The sequence below is a fragment of the Microbispora sp. NBC_01389 genome, assembly GCF_045040095.1.
In the GTDB taxonomy this organism is placed as follows: domain Bacteria; phylum Actinomycetota; class Actinomycetes; order Streptosporangiales; family Streptosporangiaceae; genus Microbispora.
Genome location: NZ_CP109552.1, coordinates 2,119,956 through 2,138,884, shown reverse-complemented (window position 1 = coordinate 2,138,884; position 18,929 = coordinate 2,119,956). Strand labels below are relative to the sequence as shown.

General features: G+C 72.1%; 16 protein-coding genes. 7 read left to right on the top strand and 9 right to left on the bottom strand.

Annotated elements, in window-relative coordinates; genetic code table 11:
* Window positions 1-12 precede the first annotated feature (12 nt).
* From OG344_RS09550 to pknB, 4 genes are all read left to right on the top strand, one after another.
* Window positions 13-1,362 (top strand): FtsW/RodA/SpoVE family cell cycle protein, encoded by a 1,350-nt coding sequence (locus OG344_RS09550; protein ID WP_405089064.1) that lies wholly within the window; start codon window positions 13-15, stop codon window positions 1,360-1,362.
* Window positions 1,359-2,816: a peptidoglycan D,D-transpeptidase FtsI family protein gene (locus OG344_RS09545; RefSeq protein ID WP_405087913.1), complete on the top strand. Its 1,458-nt coding sequence runs from the start codon at window positions 1,359-1,361 to the stop codon at window positions 2,814-2,816. Before OG344_RS09550 ends, OG344_RS09545 begins: the two co-directional genes overlap by 4 nt.
* A complete protein-coding gene (locus tag OG344_RS09540) occupies window positions 2,813-4,294 on the top strand; it encodes a protein kinase domain-containing protein (protein WP_405087912.1) in 1,482 nt (493 codons plus the stop codon). The genes OG344_RS09545 and OG344_RS09540 overlap by 4 nt, the downstream gene beginning before the upstream one ends.
* A gap of 66 nt (window positions 4,295-4,360) precedes the next feature.
* Window positions 4,361-6,205, top strand: a complete 1,845-nt coding sequence (pknB, locus tag OG344_RS09535; RefSeq protein WP_405087911.1) for a Stk1 family PASTA domain-containing Ser/Thr kinase — start codon at window positions 4,361-4,363, stop codon at window positions 6,203-6,205.
* An 85-nt stretch (window positions 6,206-6,290) separates the two neighbouring features.
* Here the strand turns inward: pknB and OG344_RS09530 are convergent, their stop codons facing one another.
* Entirely contained in the window at window positions 6,291-6,890 is a 600-nt protein-coding gene (locus OG344_RS09530; protein ID WP_405087910.1) for an anthranilate synthase component II, read from the bottom strand.
* Between the two features lie 243 nt (window positions 6,891-7,133).
* On the opposite strand from OG344_RS09530, the gene OG344_RS09525 reads away from it, so the two are divergent.
* Window positions 7,134-7,379, top strand: coding sequence for a cell division protein CrgA (locus OG344_RS09525; protein WP_405087909.1), 246 nt, complete (start codon window positions 7,134-7,136; stop codon window positions 7,377-7,379).
* 172 nt (window positions 7,380-7,551) lie between these two features.
* Here the strand turns inward: OG344_RS09525 and OG344_RS09520 are convergent, their stop codons facing one another.
* Window positions 7,552-8,418 (bottom strand): rhomboid family intramembrane serine protease, encoded by an 867-nt coding sequence (locus tag OG344_RS09520; RefSeq protein ID WP_405087908.1) that lies wholly within the window; start codon window positions 8,416-8,418, stop codon window positions 7,552-7,554.
* A gap of 162 nt (window positions 8,419-8,580) precedes the next feature.
* Window positions 8,581-9,111, bottom strand: a complete 531-nt coding sequence (locus OG344_RS09515) for a peptidylprolyl isomerase (protein ID WP_327048864.1) — start codon at window positions 9,109-9,111, stop codon at window positions 8,581-8,583.
* A gap of 153 nt (window positions 9,112-9,264) precedes the next feature.
* Between OG344_RS09515 and OG344_RS09510 the strand changes: the two genes are divergently transcribed.
* Window positions 9,265-9,753 (top strand): hypothetical protein, encoded by a 489-nt coding sequence (locus tag OG344_RS09510; protein WP_405087907.1) that lies wholly within the window; start codon window positions 9,265-9,267, stop codon window positions 9,751-9,753.
* 196 nt (window positions 9,754-9,949) lie between these two features.
* On the opposite strand, the gene OG344_RS09505 is transcribed toward OG344_RS09510, so the two are convergent.
* The 5 genes from OG344_RS09505 to OG344_RS09485 form a co-directional block, all read right to left on the bottom strand.
* Window positions 9,950-12,259: a HelD family protein gene (locus OG344_RS09505; RefSeq protein WP_405087906.1), complete on the bottom strand. Its 2,310-nt coding sequence runs from the start codon at window positions 12,257-12,259 to the stop codon at window positions 9,950-9,952.
* Window positions 12,260-12,722: 463 nt separating this feature from the next.
* Window positions 12,723-13,898, bottom strand: a complete 1,176-nt coding sequence (locus OG344_RS09500) for a zinc-dependent alcohol dehydrogenase (RefSeq protein ID WP_405087905.1) — start codon at window positions 13,896-13,898, stop codon at window positions 12,723-12,725.
* Window positions 13,895-14,371, bottom strand: coding sequence for a hypothetical protein (locus OG344_RS09495; RefSeq protein WP_405087904.1), 477 nt, complete (start codon window positions 14,369-14,371; stop codon window positions 13,895-13,897). The genes OG344_RS09500 and OG344_RS09495 overlap by 4 nt, the downstream gene beginning before the upstream one ends.
* Before the next feature lie 117 nt (window positions 14,372-14,488).
* Window positions 14,489-14,878: an STAS domain-containing protein gene (locus OG344_RS09490; protein ID WP_405087903.1), complete on the bottom strand. Its 390-nt coding sequence runs from the start codon at window positions 14,876-14,878 to the stop codon at window positions 14,489-14,491.
* On the bottom strand, window positions 14,878-16,422 hold the full coding sequence (locus tag OG344_RS09485) for a PP2C family protein-serine/threonine phosphatase (RefSeq protein WP_405087902.1): 1,545 nt from the start codon (window positions 16,420-16,422) through the stop codon (window positions 14,878-14,880). Before OG344_RS09485 ends, OG344_RS09490 begins: the two co-directional genes overlap by 1 nt.
* Window positions 16,423-16,828: 406 nt before the next feature.
* Here OG344_RS09485 and OG344_RS09480 point away from each other — a divergent pair, with 406 nt between their 5' ends.
* Window positions 16,829-18,085 (top strand): MFS transporter, encoded by a 1,257-nt coding sequence (locus OG344_RS09480; protein WP_405087901.1) that lies wholly within the window; start codon window positions 16,829-16,831, stop codon window positions 18,083-18,085.
* 29 nt (window positions 18,086-18,114) lie between these two features.
* On the opposite strand, the gene OG344_RS09475 is transcribed toward OG344_RS09480, so the two are convergent.
* A complete protein-coding gene (locus tag OG344_RS09475; protein ID WP_405087900.1) occupies window positions 18,115-18,783 on the bottom strand; it encodes a class I SAM-dependent methyltransferase in 669 nt (222 codons plus the stop codon).
* Between the last annotated feature and the right edge of the window lie 146 nt (window positions 18,784-18,929).

Genomic DNA, 18,929 nt, shown 5'->3' with positions numbered 1-18,929 from the left:
ACGCCCGTACCGATGACCGCGAAGCGGCGCGGCGCCCAGTTGGGCATGCTCGCCTTCGCCGTACTGATTGTGATGGGCGCGTACGCCGGCGTCGGGCTCGGGATCAACGGCAAGGTCCCGTCCGGCATGCTCGGCTACGGCCTCGGCCTCGGCGGTCTGATGCTCGCGGCCTACCTCGTGCTGGCGAAGTTCGCGCCGTGGGCCGATCCCCTGCTGCTTCCCCTCGTGACGCTGGTCAACGGCATCGGCCTGGTGATGATCTACCGGATCGAGCAGACCGGTATCGACGGCGCCTCGGCCACCAACCAGCTCATGTGGACGGCGCTCGGTGTGGTGATGTTCTCCGCGACGCTGATCGTGTTGAGGGACCACCGCGCCTTGCAGCGCTTCACCTACACCGCCGGCTTCGCCGGCATCGTGCTGCTCATCCTGCCCGTGCTCCCGGTGATCGGCACCGAGCACTACGGGGCCCGGATCTGGATGAACCTCGGGCCGTTCTCCCTGCAGCCGGGCGAGTTCGCCAAGCTGGCCCTGGTCGTCTTCTTCGCCGGCTATCTCGTCGCCAAGCGCGACGTGCTGGCCCTGGCCGGCCGCCGGCTGCTGTTCATCGACCTGCCCCGCGCCCGCGACCTCGGCCCGGTGCTGATCACCTGGGGCGTCAGCATCGCGGTCCTGGTCGCCGAGAAGGACCTCGGCACCTCGCTGCTGCTGTTCGGCACGTTCATCGCGATGCTCTACATCGCCACCCAGCGCACCTCATGGGTGCTCATCGGCCTGCTGCTGTTCGTGGGCGGCGCCATTCTGGCCGGGCAGGTCTTCAGCCATGTCGAGGCCCGTTTCGAGGGCTGGCTGGACGCCGAGTCCAACGACCTCTACTACCGCTCGCCGGGCGGCAGCTACCAGCTCATGCAGGGGCTGTTCGCGATCGGGTCCGGCGGCGTCCTCGGCACCGGCCTAGGCCAGGGCTACCCGAGGGAGATCCCCTTCTCCTTCTCGGACTTCATCTTCGACGCCGTGGGCGAGGAGCTGGGCCTCACCGGCCTGATGGCCGTCCTCATGGTGTACGCGCTGATCGTCCAGCGTGGGCTGCGCACCTCGCTCGCGGCCCGCGACCCGTTCACCAAGCTGCTCGCGGGCGGGCTGTCGTTCCTCCTCGCCTGGCAGGTGTTCATCATCGTCGGCGGGGTGACCCGGCTGATCCCGCTGACCGGTCTCGTGACGCCGTTCATGTCCGCGGGAGGCTCGGCCCTGCTCGCCAACTGGATTCTTATCGCCCTGCTCGTACGCATGTCAGACGCGGCCCGCCGGCCGCCGCCACAGGCGATCCAGGACGAGGGGATGACCCAGGTGATGCAGCGATGAACAGCACGCTCAAGCGCGTCGCCGTGGCCTGCCTGATCATGTTCGGCCTGCTCATGGCCAACGTGACCTATCTGGGCACGGTGAAGGCGGAAGGCCTGCGGAACGACTCGCGCAACGTCCGGATGCTGTACTCCAGATACAAGATCGACCGGGGCTGGATCACCGCCGACAACACGAAGACCACCCTGGCCAAGACCGTCGACACCGGTGACCCGAAGTTCCGGTTCGAGCGGGAGTATCCGCTGGGCAAGCCGTTCACCCACGTGGTCGGCTGGTTCGCGCCGGAGAGCGCCGCGGGCATCGAGAGCGCCATGAACCGCTACCTCGACGGCTCGCACCCCGACCTGGTGGTCCGCCGGGCCATCGACATGGTCAGCGGCAAGCCCCCCAAGGGCGCGAGCGTCGATCTCACGCTGGACACCAAGGCCCAGGAGATCGCGTACAAGGACCTGGCGAGCACCGGCAAGCGCGGCGCGGTCGTGGCGATCGAGCCCAAGACCGGCAAGATCCTGACGATGGTGTCGGTGCCGTCGTACGACCCGAACCCGCTGGCGAGGGCGAACAAGTCAGACGTCAACAAGGCGTACAACAAGCTCGACAAGGACGGCGACAAGCCGCTGCTGAACCGGGCGATCGACCTGACGTACGCCCCGGGGTCCACGTTCAAGACGGTGACCTCGGCGGCCTACCTCAGCGACGACTCCTCCCGCGACGAGAACACGCAGGTCGACGCGCCCGACTCGCTGCCGCTGCCGGGCACGAGCATCTCGCTGCCGAACTACCACGGGGAGTCCTGCGGCGGCCGGGCGACGCTGGTCCAGGCGCTGACCATCTCCTGCAACACGCCGTTCGCGAAGATGGGCATGGATCTCGGCTGGGACAAGCTCAAGGAGCAGGCCGGGAAGTTCGGCGTCGGGCAGCCGCTGGCGATCCCGCTGTCGGTCGCGGGCAGCAGCATCGGCAAGGAGGAGGGCAAGGCCGAGCTCGCCAAGACCGCCATCGGCCAGCAGAGCAACCAGATGACCCCGCTGCAGATGGCGATGGTCGCCGCCGGCATCGCCAACCAGGGCACGGTGATGAAGCCGTACCTGGTCAACAAGGTCCTCGGGCCCGACGGCGCGGAGATCGACGGAACCGACCCGGAGCCGCTGAGCGAGGCCGTCACCCCCGAGGTCGCCGGCGAGCTGACCAAGATGATGATCAGCGTGGTCGAGCACGGCACGGGTGGCGCGGCCAGGCTCCCCGGCATGACGGTGGCGGGCAAGACGGGCACGGCGGAGACCTCGCCGGGCAAGCCGTCACACGCGTGGTTCATCGCCTTCGCCCCGGTCGACGACCCGCAGGTCGCCGTGGCGGTCTTCGTGGAGTCGGGCAGCGCGGGCAACGACGCCACCGGCGGCGCGGTGGCCGCGCCGATCGCGCACGACGTCATGCAGGCGGTGCTCGGACGGTGACCGAGACGGTGCTCGGCGGCCGGTACCGGCTGACCTCCCCCATCGCCGCGGGCGGGATGGGCGAGGTCTGGCGGGCCGACGACGAGTTGCTGGGCCGGGAGGTGGCGATCAAGCTGCTCGGCCGCCACGTGGCGGGCGACGCGACCTTCCGCGAACGGTTCCGCTCCGAGGCCCGGATCACCGCCGCCCTGACCGATCACGGCATCGCCCAGGTCTTCGACTACGGCGAGACCGACGACGTGGCCTACCTGGTGATGGAGCTGGTGAAGGGCGAGCCGCTGTCGGCGGTCCTCGCCCGCAGCGGCGCGCTCGGGACGGAGGTCATGCTCGACGTCGTGGAGCAGACGGCCGGGGGCCTGCACGCGGCCCACCGGGCCGGGGTGATCCACCGCGACGTCAAGCCCGGGAACCTGCTCGTCACCGAGACCGGCCAAATCAAGATCACCGACTTCGGCATCGCCCGCGCGCTGGAGGCCGCGCCGCTGACCGCGACCGGCCTCGTGCTCGGCACCGCCCAGTACGTGAGCCCCGAGCAGGCGTCCGGCGACACCCTCACCCCCGCGAGCGACGTCTACTCCCTCGGCGTGGTGGCGTACGAGTGCCTGGCGGGCCGTCCGCCGTTCACGGCGGAGACCCCGGTGGCGCTCGCGCTGCGCCACCTCAACGACACACCCCCGCCGCTGCCCGGCAACGTGCCCGCGCCGGTGGCGGCCCTGGTGATGTCCATGCTGGCCAAGGATCCGGCCGCGCGCCCGGAGACCGGCCGGCCGCTGATCGACCGGGTGCGCGGCCTGCGTGGAGCCGTCGCGGGCACGGCCGCCTCGACGGCGGTGCTCGGCTCGCTCACCGCTCCCCAGGGGTTCCCCGCCGCCGGAGGCCCCACCATCGGAGGCGGCACCGCCGGAGACGCCGGCGTCACCTCCCCGCTCGGCCCGGCGGGCCCGGTGTCCGCGAGTCCGGGCGGGGCGCCCGCGGGCGTCCCCGGAGCCGGGGTCCTGCGGCCGACCGGCCCAAGCGGCCCGCCCGGCCCTGGCGGGACCGCGGGGGGCGGGCGCAGGCGACGGCCGGCGGCCCTGATCCTCGCCACGGCCGGCTGCGCCGCCGCGGTCGGCATCGGGGTGCTGGCGTTCACTGCCGCGCACATCGGCGACACACCGCCCGGCACGGGGGAGACCACCGCGCCCGCGACCTCGCCGTCCGCCTCGCCGACGCCGTCCGAGGCGCCGGCACGGGAGTCCAGGACGGCGGCGCCGCCGTCGCACCGGCCCACGGCCCGCAGGACGTCGGCGGAGCCGACCGCCGTTCCGTCGGCTACCGTAAGCAGGTCGGCACCATCCACCCGGACGCCCAAACCGGACCCGTCCCCGACCTCTTCCTCGACCTCGGAACCGACGTCCACCCCGGCCAAGGACGCCACCGAGACTCCGCGCCCCACGGAACCCCCGCCCGACACGAACCCTCCGGCTGAGGGGGAGTGATGAGGAAAAGGTCGATGATGGACACCGGCGGCACCCCACGATGAACGGCAAGGGACTGTGCAGGAAATGACTCAGCCACGACTACTCGGCGGACGCTACGAGCTCGACGGCGTCGTGGGGCGTGGCGGCATGGCCGAGGTCTACCGCGCCCGGGACATCCGGCTGGACCGTGTCGTCGCCATCAAGACGCTCCGCTCCGACCTCGCCAGAGACCACACGTTCCAGGCGCGCTTCCGGCGCGAGGCGCAGTCGGCCGCCTCGCTCAACCATCCGTCGATCATCGCCGTGTACGACACCGGCGAGGACATGATGGACAACACGCCCGTGCCGTACATCGTCATGGAGTTCGTCGACGGACGGACGCTGCGCGACCTGCTGCGCGCCGACCGGCGGCTGATGCCCGAGCGGGCCTCGGAGCTCGTCGACGGCATCCTGCGGGCACTCGACTACAGCCACCGGGGCGGCATCGTCCACCGGGACATCAAACCGGCCAACATCATGTTGACGGTCAGCGGCGAGGTCAAGGTCATGGACTTCGGCATCGCCCGGGCCATGGCCGACTCCGCGGCCACGATGACCCAGACCGCGCAGGTGATCGGCACCGCGCAGTACCTCTCCCCCGAGCAGGCCCGCGGCGAGCGCGTCGACGCCCGCAGCGACATCTACTCGACCGGCTGCGTGCTGTACGAACTGCTCACCGGCCAGCCGCCCTTCACGGGCGACTCCCCCGTCGCCATCGCCTACCAGCACGTGCGGGAGGACCCCATCCCGCCGTCGCGGATCGACCCCGAGATCCCCCAGTGGGCCGACGCGATCGTGCTGAAGGCCATGGCCAAGGACCCGGTCCACCGCTACCAGAGCGCCACCGAGATGCGCGGCGACCTCCAGCGGGCGATGTCCGGCATGCCCGTCGACCCGCAGACGATGGCGGCGGCCACCCAGCAGTACAACTCGTACGGCGCGCCGGACCGCACCCGGACGATGACCACGGCGGGCGCCGCCGCCCAGGGCACCCGCGCGATCCCCCAGTACGACTACGGCCCCGAGGAACGCGGCGGCCGGTACGACGGGCGGCGGCGCGGCGGCGGCGGCAACACCGCGCTGAAGACGGCCGCCTGGATCCTGATCCCCCTCCTGGTGATCGGCGCGATGATCGGGGTCGGCTACGCCTTCCTGGGCGGCGGCGGCTCGTCCACGGCCGACAAGGTCGCCATCCCGCAGGTGACCAACCAGACGAAGGCCGCGGCCAAGCAGGCGCTGGAGGGGAAGGGCTTCAAGGTCCAGTTCGGGCCCGACGAGTTCAGCGCCGACGTGCCCAAGGGCTCCGTCATCAGCACCGAGCCCGCCGAGGGCGAGGAGGCCGACCTCGGCTCCACGGTCACCGTCGTCGTGTCGAAGGGCGAGGAGAAGATCTCCATCCCCGACGTGACCGGCCTGGCGCCGGACGAGGCCCGGGCGAAGCTCGTGGAGATGGGCCTCAAGGCCAGCGTCGTGGCGAAGGTCTCCAGGCAGCCACAGGGCAAGGTGTTCGAGACCGACCCGAAGGCGGGCGAGGAGGTCGAGAAGGGCTCCCTCGTCAAGCTGTACGTGCCCAAGGAGATGATGGAGGTGCCGAGCGTCGTCGGCCTCACGCTGGCGGACGCCACGAAGGCGATCAAGGACGCCGGCTTCAGGGTCAAGACTACCCAGCGGCCGAGCGACGTGGTGCCGCAGGGCAACGTGATCGACCAGTCACCGCAGCCGGGGGCCAAGCTCAACCCCGACACCACGATCACGCTGACGGTCTCCAGCGGGCCGCAGCAGACGCAGCAGCCGACCCAGCCGCCGGTCGACAACACTCCGACGGACGAGCCGACCGACGACGGCGGCGTCGACCTCGGGGACGGCGGCGACCCCTTCGGCAACGGCTGAGCCCGGAGACGCGACAAGGGCTTCCGCCACTCGGGGGCAATGGCGGAAGCCCTCACTCTGGTAGTCGTGACAGGAGCGGATAGCGTTACACGATCCGGGCCAGCCAGTTTCCGAGCAGCCGGTGGCCGTGTTCGGACACGACCGACTCGGGATGGAACTGCACGCCCTCGACGGGGGCGGCACGGTGGCGCAGGCCCATGATGACGCCGTCGGGGGTGGTGGCGGTGACCTCCAGCGCGTCCGGCACGGTCCGCGGGACCACGGCGAGCGAGTGATAGCGCGTCATCGTCACCGGCGAGGGGATCTCCGCGAAGACCCCCCGCCCGTCGTGCCGGACCGGGCTGGTCCTGCCGTGCATCAGCTCGGGGGCGCGGCTCACCACCGCGCCGTACGCGACGGCGATGGCCTGGTGGCCGAGGCAGACGCCCAGCAGCGGCAGGCCGCGCCCGGCGCAGTGCCGTACGAGGGGGACGGACACGCCGGCCTCCTCCGGCGTGCCGGGGCCAGGCGACACGAGCACGCCGTCGAAACCGTCGGCGTCGCCCACCACGACCCGGTCACGCGGCCGCACGTCGCACTCCGCGCCGAGACCACGCAGATACTGCACGATCGTGTGGACGAAGCTGTCGTGGTTGTCGACGACCAGCACCCTCGGCGTCCTGGGCTGTGTTTCCCGCTGCACCATGTTTCCTTGCTGCGCCGTGTTTCCCGCTGCATTCCCGCCGCGCCGTGTTTCCCGCTGCGCCATCGGCTCGTTCGGCGTTCCCGGGTGTGGAGAAATCGGACTTTCAGCCTAAGGCAATACCGTACGGGGATCGCCCCGGCGGGTCCGCGCCGACTATCCTTGCTCGGGACTTCGCCGCCACGGCGGCTACGCTATTGACACCAGCCCGCACGACCGCGCGGGTACCCACCAGGAGACGCTCCCGTGCCCAAGTCGAAGATTCGCAAGAAGCCCGTCTACACGCCGCCGCAGAAGACGCAGACGGTGAAGGTCAGCCCCCGCTGGCTCGCCCCCGTGATGGTGGCCTGCTGGATCATCGGCATCGCCTGGATCGCGGTCTACTACATCGCGCCGACCGTTCCCGGCATCTCCGCGCTGGCCAACTGGAACCTGCTGATCGGGTTCGGGCTCATCATCCTGGGTGTGGTGCTGTCCACCAAGTGGCGTTAGCCGTTTGAGATTTTTTCCACAGTCTTTGTCCACAGGCTGTGGGTAAAGTGCGACGCGCGGTCGCCCCGCCGGGCCCGCTTCCGTACGGCGAGGCCCGGCCGGCCGCTCTCCGCTGGGGGGCGGCCGGCCGGCCGGGCCGCAACAGGCCAGGTCAAGCGGGTGCGCGGCGGGCTCAGGTGCGGATACCCTCGGGCGGATATCCGTACGGCGGAAGCGCGAGGACGAGCAGGACCAGCGCCACCAGCACGATCGCGGCGACGCCGACCTGGACGAGGACGCGGTTGCCGCGGGGCGCGTAGGCGAAGCCCCCCGCGACCAGGGCGCCGGTCACCAGCCCGCCGAGGTGCCCCTGCCAGCTGATGCCGGGCACGACGAACGTGAGCACCACGTTGATCCCGATCAGCCACAGGACGCCCCGGGCGTCGTACCCGAGTTTGCGGGAGACCACGAACAACGCGGCGAACATGCCGTAGATGGCGCCGGACGCGCCGACCGCCATGGTGCCGAACAGGTAGATGGCGACCGAGCCGCCGAGCGCCGACAGCAGGTAGAGCGCCGCGAACCGGGCCGAGCCGAGCCTGCGCTCCAGTTCGGGGCCGATGACGTAGAGCGCCCACATGTTGAACAGGATGTGCCAGAACGACGGCGGCGGCGAGTGCAGGAAGGCGCCGGTGATCAGGCGCCACCACTCGCCCAGGTGGACGCCCAGCGACCACATGGCGAACCGCTGGATGACCTCGTCCTGGTTCACGACCTCGGCCGCGTACGCGAGCACGTTGAGGGCGAGCAGCGCCCAGGTGACGCGGGGCGCGGCCACGACGGCCCCGCCGAAGGTCGTGCGCGCCTGCCGCACCTCCCGGTTGCCCCCCTGGACGCATTCGGGGCACTGGTGGCCGACCGCCGCCTCACGCATGCAGTCGGGGCAGATCGGGCGGGCGCAGCGCTGGCAGCGGACGTAGGTCTCACGCTCGGGGTGCCGGTAGCAGGTGGGTACGGCGTGCGCCCCCGGCTGCGGGGGCGGCGGAGGCTGGGAGGTCATGGAATCCTTCCTGGGGCGGGTCCCGGTGCGGGCACATCCACGACCGCCAGCCTATAAGCCGGAAACGCCCCGGCCGCGCGCGTTCGCGCGGCCGGGGCGCTGTGATCGCCGGGGACCGTGATCGCCAGGCGCTGTGATCGCCGGGCGCGGTGCCCGGAGGCGTCAGGACCGCTCGATGGTGACCTCTTCGAGGACCACGTCGTCGACGGGCCGGTCGCCCCGGGCCGTGGGGGCCTTGGCGATCGCGTCGACCACCTCGGTGCCCTCGATCACCTCGCCGAAGATCGTGTGACCCTGGTTGAGGTGCGGCGTCGGCGAGACGGTGATGAAGAACTGGGACCCGTTGGTGCCCTTGCCGAAGCGCTTTCCGGCGTTCGCCATGGCGAGCAGGTAGGGCCGGTTGAACTGGTTCTCCGGGTGGATCTCGTCGTCGAAGCTGTATCCCGGGCCGCCGACGCCCTGCCCGAGCGGGTCGCCGCCCTGGATCATGAAGCCGTTGATCACCCGGTGGAAGACGGTGCCGTCGTACAGCTTGGCGGTCGTCTTCTCGCCGGTCTCGGGGTGGGTCCACTCACGGGTGCCCTCGGCGAGTTCGACGAAGTTGCGCACCGTCTTCGGCGCCTTGTTGGGGAAGAGCCGGACCCGGATCGTGCCGTGGTTCGTGCGCAGGTTCGCGATGAGGTTGTCAGCCACGAGGGCCGCCCCCTTAGGTTGCTCGTGTTAGTTGTCCGGATCACAGGGTATCGAGCATGCCTTCAAGCACCGTTCGTGATTGAGCCCCGACCATCCGGGAAGGGGACGGTCCGGGGCCCCTGTCGATTGGGGAGGTTGATCGTGTCCCTGTCAATGAGAAAGCGCCGTGCCGAAGTGATCATCCCGCAGACGTGGCTGAACAGGGTGAGAGACCAGGCGATGAAGGCCGGCGGCCGGGTGAGTCCGATGGCGGAGAACGCCAGGGATCTCGCCACGCACCGGATCGAGGACGCCAGAGTCTGGGCGGCGCCGAAGCTCGACCAGGCGGCGCAGTCGGTCGAGGAGCAGATCGCTCCGATCGTCAGCGCGTTCCTGAGCGAGTTGGCCCGCCGGATCGACGTGTCGACCGCCACCCGGCGGACCCGGCGGCGCTGGCCCGTCGTCGCACTGCTCAGCGGTGTCGCGATCGGCGCGGCCGGGGTGGCGATGTACCGCAACAACGCCCAGAAGTGGGCCGAGACGATGCGGGACAGCGTGCGGCACACCGGTGCCGACGCCGGCCGGTGGGTCGGGGACAAGGCCGAGGAGGTCGGGGAGAAGGCCGACAAGGCCGCCGACGAGATCTCGGGAAAGATGTCCTGACACCGGTAGCCGCTCACGGCCCGCCCGGGTACGCGTCGAGCGTCGCGTAACGGGCCGGGCTGGGCCACTCGATACGGCCGGCGTCCTCCACGCCGGCCGTTCGCGTGTCCGGGGCCCGGTCCGAAGCCCCGCGGGCCGCTTCCGTCGCCGGTGGCGGCCCGGCGGGCTTCGAGGGCGGCCGGGAGGCGGCCCGGTCTCAGGGCGGCCCGGCGTGCCCGAGCGGCGCGGGGTGCTCGAGGCGGCGCAGCATGGCGGGCAGCGTGCCCTCGTAGACCACGGTCAGCCGCCGCGTCGCCCGCGTGGTCGCGACGTACAGATCCTGACCCCCCTTCGGTGACTGCCGCAGGATGCCTTCGGGGTCGACCACGACCACGGCGTCGAACTCCAGGCCCTTGGAGCGGCGCACGGTCAGGACGGCCACCCGGCTGTCCAGCGGATCGACGGCCTCGGGAAACAGCGCGGCGACCTCGGCGTGCCGGGCGTCCGGCGTGACGACGCCCACCCGCCCCTCCCCGATCTCACCCCCCTCCCCGATCTGACGCAGCTCCGCGTCCACCAGCCGCCGCAGATCGGTCCCGGCGGCCGGCACGGCGCGGGGACGGGCGCCGCCGTGCCTGACCGACTCGGGCGGCTCCTGCCCGGGCTCCACCGCCCGCAGCACGTCCGCCGCCACGTCCATGATCTCCGCCGGGGTCCGGTAGTTGACCAGCAGGCGCTCCTCCCGCCAGCGCCCCTTCACGTACGGATCGAGCATCTCGCCCCAGGACCGGGCGCCGGCGGCCGCTCCGGTCTGCGCGATGTCGCCCACGACCGTCAGGGAGCGGGCCGGGACCCGCCGCATCACCGTCCGCCACGCCATCGCCGACAGCTCCTGCGCCTCGTCCACGATCGCGTGCCCGTACGCCCAGGTGCGGTCGCGCGCGGCCCGGTCGGCGGTCGTGACGTACGGCCCGTCGTCGCGGTTGCGACCGGCCAGCGATGCCGCGTCCAGCGCCGAGGCGGCGTCGGTGATGGTCAGGACCTCCCTGGCGTACAGCTCCTCCTCGCGCCGCTCCTCCTCCACCCGGCGGCGTCTCGCCCCCGCCCCGTGGTCGTGCTCGCCGAGCAGTTCGGCGGCCTCGTCGAGCAGCGGCACGTCGCCGATGGTCCACGGCGCCTCCCGTGGCCGCAGCAGCGTCGCGCGCTCGTCCTCCGTCAGGTGCGGCCCGGCGGCGGCGCGCAGCCGCCCCTCGTCGGACAGCAACTCGCGGACGAGCCGCTCCGGGGTGATCTCCGGCCACAGGGCGTCGAGCGCGTCGCGCACCGGCCGGTGCTCCCACAGGGCCGTGGCGGCGTACCGCAGGTCGCCGTCCTCCAGCGGCCGGTCGAGCCGCTCGGCCTCATCGCGCGCCAGCGCCGGCAGGATCCGGCGGACGAAGGCCCAGCGGGCGATGTTGTGCGGCCGCCGCAGGCCGCGGGCGTGGTCCCGGGCCCGCAGGCAGGTGGCGTGGTCCACCCGCAGTGTCATCTCCTCGACCACCACCTCCACGCCGCCGCGCAGGGACGTGCGGACGGGGATCCGCACCTCCAGGTCGCCCTCCGGCACACGCTCCCGGTCCCGTACGGCCTCCTCGATCACCCGGGCCATGCGCGGATCGCCCTTCACGACGGCGGTGGCCGGCCCGTCCTCGGCCTCGGCCCGCACCCCGGGGTGGAGCCCGCCCAGGCTGGTGAGCACCACCTGGGTCTCGCCCAGCGCCGGGAGCACCTGGCCGATGTACCGGGAGAAGGTCGCGTTGGGCGCGACGACGAGGATGCCGCGCCGTTCCAGCGTGTCGCGGTGCGTGTAGAGCAGGTACGCCGCGCGGTGCAGCGCGGCGACGGTCTTGCCGGTGCCCGGCCCGCCCTGCACGACCAGCGCCCCCGCGAGGCCCGAACGGATCACCCGGTCCTGCTCCCGCTGGATCGTCGCGACGACCTCGCCCATGCGTCCGGTGCGCCCCCGCCGCAGCGCCGCGAGCAGGGCGGCCTCGCCGACGAGCGTACGGCGGTCGGCGTCGGCCATCCGGTCGAGGTCGAAGACCTCGTCGTCGATTCCCACGACCCTGCGGTCCCGGGTGTGCAGGTGACGGCGGCGTACGAGACCCCCGGGGTCGCCGGGGGTCGCGACGTAGAAGGGGCGCGCGGCCGGAGCCCGCCAGTCGACGAGCACGGACGTGTGGTCGTCGTCGCGGAGGCCGACGCGCCCGATGTAGAGGGCCTGGCCCTCGCCGTCGTCGACGCGGCCGAAGCAGAGGCCGCGTTCGACGGCCGACAACCGCGCGTGGCGGCGGGCGTGCTCGGCCGCCGTCACCTCCCGCTCCACGAGCGCCTGTCTGTTCCCCGAGGCGCCCCGGGCCAGTACGTCGCGCATCCCGCGGCCCGCCCGGTCGCGGGCGATGTCGAGGCGTTCGTACAGCATGGAGACGTACTCCTGTTCACGCCGCAGGGCCTCGGCGCGAGCGGGGTCTGTTTGACGATCACCCATTCCTGTGATAAACTCCTCACGAGGATATCTGTTTCTCAGATATACGCGAACCTCTCACTATAGGCCACGATCGGCCGTCTCCCCACATGTCTCCGGCTTTTCCGCCTCTTTTTTTCGGCTGCCGCTGAGACGAGTGTCAATTTCTGTGACGGATGTGAGTGAGGCCGGGCCTGTCCTGGGTAGCCGTCCTCCGAGCGGGGGAGTCGCCCGCGTCCCGTCCCGGATTCGTCCGGGCACCCGGTGAACCACCGCGCGCTGCGGGACGTCTTGGAAACAAGGAGGCCCGGATGGACGTCCTCGACAGCCTCGTGGACGAGGAGCTCCGGCTGGAGTTCGTCCTCATCGAGGCGCTGCACCAGGAGGCGGAACGGCTGGCCGCCCCAGCCGTACGCTGAGATCGCGCGCCCGCCGTCCCGTCACGGGGCGGCGGGTCGCTTTCACGCCTGCCCAGGCCGGCGACGGCTCAGATCCAGGGGCGGAACACGGCCCGCACGCAGCCGTCCTTCTTGTTCCTGAACAGGTCGTAGCCCCTGGGCCCCTCGTCGAGGGTCATCGTGTGCGTCGCGAGGTGGGACGGCTTGAGGTCTCCCCGGCCGATCAGTTCGAGCAGCTTCGGGATGTACCGTTGGCCGTGCTGCTGCGCGCCCCGCAGCGTGAGGCCCTTGTTCATCAGCGCGCCGAGCGGGAACCCGTCCACGAACCCGGCGAAGACGCCGAGCACGAAAACCGAGCCGCCCGTGCGGCAGGCGTGGATCGCCTCCCGTACGGCGGCCGGGCGGTCCTGCTCCAGGCGGAGCCGCTGCCTGACCCCGTCGTACACGCGCCGCAGGCCGGTGCTGTCCGCCTCCATGCCGACGGCCTCGATGCACACGTCCGGGCCGCGCCCGCCGGTGCGCTCGCGCAGTTCGGAGACGACGTCGGTGGCCGTGTAGTCGACCACCTCGCAGCCGACGTGGCGGCTGGTCATGGCCAGCCGTTCGGGGTGGCGGTCGATCGCGACGACCCGTTCGGCGCCGAGGAGCATCGCGGCTCTGGCGGCCATCTGGCCGACGCCGCCGCAGCCCCACACCGCGACCACGTCGCCCGGCCGTACGCCGCCGAGGTCGGCGCCCATCCATCCCGTCGGGACGGCGTCGGAGGCGAACACGGCGTCCATGTCGGAGACGCCCTCGGGCACGGCGAACGCGTTGTGGTCGGCGAAGGGCACCCGGACGTACTCGGCGTGGCTGCCCCGGAAGCCTCCCATCGCGTGGGAGTAGCCGAAGATCCCGGCCGTCGACCCGCCCCACATCAGGTCCGTGATGCCCGGGTTGGGGTTGCTGTTCTCGCACAGGGACCAGTCGCCGTGCCGGCACGACCAGCAGCGGCCGCAGCCGATGATCGAGCAGACCACCACCCGGTCGCCCGGCCGGTGCCGGGTCACCTCCGGGCCCGTCTCCACGATCTCGCCGAGGAACTCGTGCCCGATAACGTCACCCGCCCGCATCGCCGGGATGTGGCCGCCGAGCAGGTGCAGGTCGGAGCCGCAGGTGGTGCTGGCCGTCACCTTCACGATCGCGTCCTGGGCGTTGCGGATCGCGGGGTCCGGCACCCGCTCGACCGACAGCTCGTTCACGCCCTGCCAGCACACCGCCTTCACAGCCGTCCCCCTTCCGACGCCCGGCCGAGTGCCAGGTCCAGGACCTTTCCCGGCAGGGTGGGGCGGGTGGTGGCGACCTCCTCGTCCGACCGCAGCACGTCGCCCGTCTCCAGCAGGGACTTCGCCTCGCGCAGCGCCGTACGGACCGCCGTACGCGAGTCCTCGCCGCGCAGCCGGGTCAGGGCGCCCTCGGCGCGCGCCGTACGCTCCCGTGGGCGGGCGTAGAGCTCCGTGCCCCGGCCGCCCGGCGCCCGGTTCATCCGCACCTCCGCGTCCACGCGGGTCAGCGGCTCGGGCAGGCTCTCGCCGGGGGCGACCTCCTCGGGCGGCCGGTTGATCGTGACGCCGAGCCAGCGGCCGGCCCCGAGAGGGTCCTTCGCCGGGACGGGCGTCCGGGCGCGCGCCGCGGCCCAACGCGCCACTCCGAGGCCCGCGGCCGCGAACGCCGCCGCGCCTGCGATGAGACGTTTCATGGCCTCGCCCCCTCCAGGCTCCCGGCCCGGCCGTCCTGCCGGGGTGCTACCCGTGCCCTGCGGCTCTATCCCGCCCCTGGCGGCACGTGAGGAGGAGTTGGGGCTATTGGGGGTCTGCTATTGGGTGGCGTGCGGCGGAGCGGCGGCGAGGGCGGCCTCGACGGTGGGGAAGACCGGGACGTGGGACGCCAGGCCCGTGATCCACAGAGCGCGCGCCGCGCCCTTCTCCACCGCGACGAGAGCCAGCCAGCCCCCTTCGTCGAGTGCGCGCTTCCAGCAGCTCACCAGCAGGCCGGTCGCCCTGGAGTCCAGGAAGTCGAGCCCCAGAAGGTCCATCACCAGGTGCGGCCCGTACTGCGCGAAGGCCTTGTCGAAGAGCTCGGAGGCCGCCTCGTGGGTGATGAAGTCGAGCGTGCCCCGCACCGTCACCACTCCGAGGCTTCCGCTGCTCCCAGCGTCTCCGGCGTCGGGCGTGATCGGCTCTGTCGAGATATGGAGTTCGGACATCAGGACACTTCCAAAGCGTTCGGCATGATGCGCGCGACGAGGATGCAGGTGTCGTCGCCGGTGTTGCTCGGGGCGAGGACCTCCATGACGGCCGCCACCCTCTCGTCCGGAGGCGCTTTCGGCACGACCTCCGATATGGCCGCGCTGAGGATGTCCAAACCCTCGAACAGGTCCCGGCCCGGTCGTTCGATGAGGCCGTCGGTGAACATCAGGAGCAGGTCGTCCGGCTCCAGCCGGACCTGTGCGCACGTGTAGGTCTCGCTCTCGAAGACCCCGAGGAGGACGCCGGGATGCAGCAGCCGGTGCACCTTGTCACCCCGCACTAGCAGCATCGGGGGATGACCCGCGTGGGTCCACGTGAGCGTGCGGTCCGCGACCCGGTAGCGCGCGACCACCGCAGTGGCGAGCACGTCGGGCCGCATCCGCCGCAGCAGCCGGTTCAGCGCGACGAGGATCCGCGCCGGGTCGTGGTCGGCGAAGGCCAGCCCGGTGATCGCGTGCCGCAGCTTCGCCATGGCGGAGGCCGCGGCCAGGCCGTGCCCGGCGACGTCGCCGACGGCCAGCAGCGCCTCCTCGTTGTCGAGGTGGATGGCCTGGTACCAGTCGCCGCCCAGCGGGGCCGTCTCGGCGGGGAAGTACCGTACGCCGAGCTGCAGCCCGGGCACGGCGTCCTGCACCGGCAGGATGATGCTCTGCAGGCGCGCGGTGAGCTGTGACTCCTCCTCAAGCCGCTGGCTGACCTCCGCCAGTTCGTCGGCGGTCCTGCGCCAGTCGGTGACGTCCTGGACCACGCCGTGGATCTCGACGGGCCGCCCCGCGGCGTCTCTCGTGACCTCGGCCGTGGCCCTGATGTGCCGGTACTCCCGGCCGACGCGGATGCGCAGCTCGAACTCGTGCGGCCCGCCGCTCTCGACGAGCGTGGAGAGGGCGTGGTCGACGACGGGCACGTCGTCGGGGTGGGCGATCTCGCGGTAGTGCTCCAGCGGGAACGGGCCGTCGGCCACGTCGCGCCCGTGGATCACGTAGAGCTGGTCGGACCACTCGACCTCGCCGGTCACCAGGCTCCAGTGGCCCCATCCCAGGTGACCGAGGCGCTCGGTGTGCAGCAGCCGGGTGGACAGCCGCTCCTCCCTGTCGTGACGCACCCAGGACAGGAAGACGCCGCCCTGCAGCGCGGCCACGCGGACGCTGTAGGTGGACAGGTAGGGGACGCCGTCGTCGTCCTCCCTGTGGACGTAGGGAGAGACGTCCTCGGCCTCCCCGGTCGCCAGGACCCGCAGGCAGGCCTCCCACAGCGGCGAGCCTGCGACGCTCGGGTATCCCTCCAGCATGCGCAGGCCGACGAGCTCCTTGCCGACGCGGTCCTTGATGTCGCGCGCCTCCGGGCTCGCCGCGAGCACCTCGAAGTCGACCACGGCGCCGGCCGGGTCGCGGATCGGCAGCTGCCAGACGCCCTGGGCCGGCAACGCGTCGAGCGTGGCCTGCACGACGGCGGCGACGGCTTCCCGCGGGGGTTCGCCGGGCCCGTCGGGCGAACTGTTCACAGGGGTCAGCCGCAGAATGCGATCACCTCCGCCCATGAACCCGCCGTCCACCTTCCCCAGGACATGCACAAGAGCGGAATTCCGGAAGGATCGCTCTTGTCTTCCCGCCGAGACTACCCCTGCCTCCCAAGGATAGGCGCCGGACCCCACTTGGTCTCCCCGGGAAGCTCTCAGCACGTCAACCGAGGTGGACAGGGCGAATCCCCGGCGACTCCCGGCGACTCCCGGCGGCTTTCCGGCGGCGGCGCCGGGGCGATAAACGAGATGACGGACGGGTGCGGGAGCGGCACGATGGGCTGTCATCCTTTCGCGGCGTCCGCCCGTCCCCACGTCCCCTTTCTCCACGTCCACGCTTTCTCCACGTCCACGCTTTCTCCACGTCCACCCCGTCTCCCGGAGTTCTCACATGGCCGGTGTGCGCCGAGATCTCGGCCTGCTCGGGGATCGGCGGTTCGCCCTGCTGCTGGCGGCCCGGACGATCTCCGTGCTCGGCACCGCCTTCGCGCCGGTGGCCCTCGCCTTCGGCGTGCTCGGCCTCCCGGGCGCGACCGCCACGACACTGTCGGCCGTGCTCACCGCCGAGGCGCTGCCGATGGTGCTGTTCATCCTCGTCGGCGGCGTGATCGCCGACCGGCTGCCGCGCCACCGGGTCATGATGGTGGGCGAGTCGCTCAACGCGGCGGCGTACTTCTGCCTGGCCGCGATGATGCTCACCGGCTGGACGCCGCTCACCGCCCTCGTGGTCGCGAGCGCGGTGAGCGGCATCGCCGCCGCGGCCCTGTTCCCCGCGCTGACCGGCATCATCCCGGACGTGGTGCCCGCCGACCGGCTGCAGACCGCGAACGCGCTGCTGGGGCTGGGCCAGAACGTCTCCCGCGTCGCCGGCCTGGTGCTGAGCGGCGCCGCCGTGGTCCTGCTGGGGAGCGGCTGGGCGCTGACCGTCAGCGGGGCCATGTTCTCCGTGGCCGCCGTGCTGATCGCGCTGCTGCGGCTCACCCCGGCCGAGCGCGCGGCGGGCGGCGGGCACTCGGTGGCGGCCGAGCTGCGGGACGGCTGGCGCGAGTTCGTCTCCCGCCAGTGGCTGTGGGTGGTCGTCGCCCAGTTCTCGATCCTGGTCATGGCGCTGCAGGCCTCCCACGGCGTGCTCGGGCCGCTCGTCGCCAAGGAGTCGCTCGGCGGCGCGCCCGCCTGGTCGGCCGTCCTCGCGGGCGAGGCCGTCGGCATGATCGTGGGAGTGGTCGTCACGCTGCGCCTGCGCCCCCGGCGGCCCATCCTGGTCGCCACGCTGCTCACGCTGCCGACCGCCGCGCCGTACGTGCTGCTCGGCCTGGACGCGCCGCTGTGGACGGTCGTGGGCGGGGCGTTCGTGATGGGCGTGTGCTTCGACATCTTCGGCGTGCTGTGGCAGACCACGATGCAGCGCGAGATCCCGGCCGAGTCGCTGTCGCGGGTGAGTTCCTACGACGCGCTCGGGTCCCTGATGTTCGGGCCGCTCGGCCTGCTGCTGGCCGGGCCCGTGGCCATCGCGGTGGGTCCGCGGCCGGCGCTGGTCGCCTGCGGCGCGATCACCGTCCTGGTCACGCTGGCCGCCCTGCTGGCCCCCGGCGTACGCGGACTGCGGGTCGCCGACGAGGAGACCCCGGCCGTACCCGCCCCGTCCTGACGACGGGGCGGGCGCCCGGGGGGCCGGCCCTACGGGGCCGGTCTGGTCAGCCGGACCTCGACGCTGATGCCCTCCGTACGGATCTCACAGGTCCCGAACGCGCTCTCGGCGGCGAGGCGGGCGAACAGGTCGCGGGAGTAGGCGCGGCGGCGCAGCGCGAGCAGCGGCACCTTCGTCATGAGGGCGTTCAGCGGCGTGAGCCCCATGCCCCTGATCTCCTCGTCGACGGCGGCCCGGGTCGCCTCCCGGCTCATGTCGTGGATCACCGCCCGGCCGCCGGGGCGCAGCACCCGGTGCATCTCGTCGAGGGCGCGCACGGGCCGTCCGAAGTTCTTGAAGGCGGCCTGGCAGACGACCAGGTCGAAGGAGCGGTCGGGGAACGGGAGGTCGGCGGCATCGCCGTGCCGCACGTCGACGCGCACCCCAGCCCGGCGGGCGTTGCCGGTCGCGATCTCCACGAACGTGCGGCTGAGGTCGAGCCCGGTCACCGCGAACCCGAGCCGGGCCAGCTCGACGGCCAGATGACCCGGGCCGGGGGCCACCTCCAGGACGGCCGCCCCCGCGGGCAGCCCCGCCGTGACCTCGGCCGCGAACCGCCGTACGGCGGCCAGCTGGGGCGCGGAGGCGCGCTGGCGCGCGTACCACCGGGCCATCGCACCCTCCATGCCGGGCGCCTGCTTCTGCGTGATCTTCTCCATCGTCTTCTCCTGTGTCGGTTCGTACGGGTGTCCGAACCGGCCCGTGGAGGGAGCCCGGCTATCCTTGCGGTTGCCAACCTTGCGACCGGATCCGTCCGCGGGTTTCGGTTCGAGGGTCGCGACCCCGGCGGGGTGTTCCCGCACCA

Excerpts from the sequence above, each read along its gene's own strand:
- OG344_RS09550 (WP_405089064.1), top strand. The coding sequence starts at position 13 with ATGACCGCGAAGCGGCGCGGCGCCCAGTTGGGCATGCTCGCCTTCGCC.
- OG344_RS09545 (WP_405087913.1), top strand. The coding sequence starts at position 1,359 with ATGAACAGCACGCTCAAGCGCGTCGCCGTGGCCTGCCTGATCATGTTC.
- pknB (WP_405087911.1), top strand. The coding sequence starts at position 4,361 with ATGACTCAGCCACGACTACTCGGCGGACGCTACGAGCTCGACGGCGTC.
- OG344_RS09530 (WP_405087910.1), bottom strand. The coding sequence starts at position 6,890 with ATGGTGCAGCGGGAAACACAGCCCAGGACGCCGAGGGTGCTGGTCGTC.
- OG344_RS09520 (WP_405087908.1), bottom strand. The coding sequence starts at position 8,418 with ATGACCTCCCAGCCTCCGCCGCCCCCGCAGCCGGGGGCGCACGCCGTA.
- OG344_RS09510 (WP_405087907.1), top strand. The coding sequence starts at position 9,265 with ATGAGAAAGCGCCGTGCCGAAGTGATCATCCCGCAGACGTGGCTGAAC.
- OG344_RS09505 (WP_405087906.1), bottom strand. The coding sequence starts at position 12,259 with ATGGGTGATCGTCAAACAGACCCCGCTCGCGCCGAGGCCCTGCGGCGT.
- OG344_RS09495 (WP_405087904.1), bottom strand. The coding sequence starts at position 14,371 with ATGAAACGTCTCATCGCAGGCGCGGCGGCGTTCGCGGCCGCGGGCCTC.
- OG344_RS09490 (WP_405087903.1), bottom strand. The coding sequence starts at position 14,878 with ATGTCCGAACTCCATATCTCGACAGAGCCGATCACGCCCGACGCCGGA.
- OG344_RS09480 (WP_405087901.1), top strand. The coding sequence starts at position 16,829 with ATGGCCGGTGTGCGCCGAGATCTCGGCCTGCTCGGGGATCGGCGGTTC.
- OG344_RS09475 (WP_405087900.1), bottom strand. The coding sequence starts at position 18,783 with ATGGAGAAGATCACGCAGAAGCAGGCGCCCGGCATGGAGGGTGCGATG.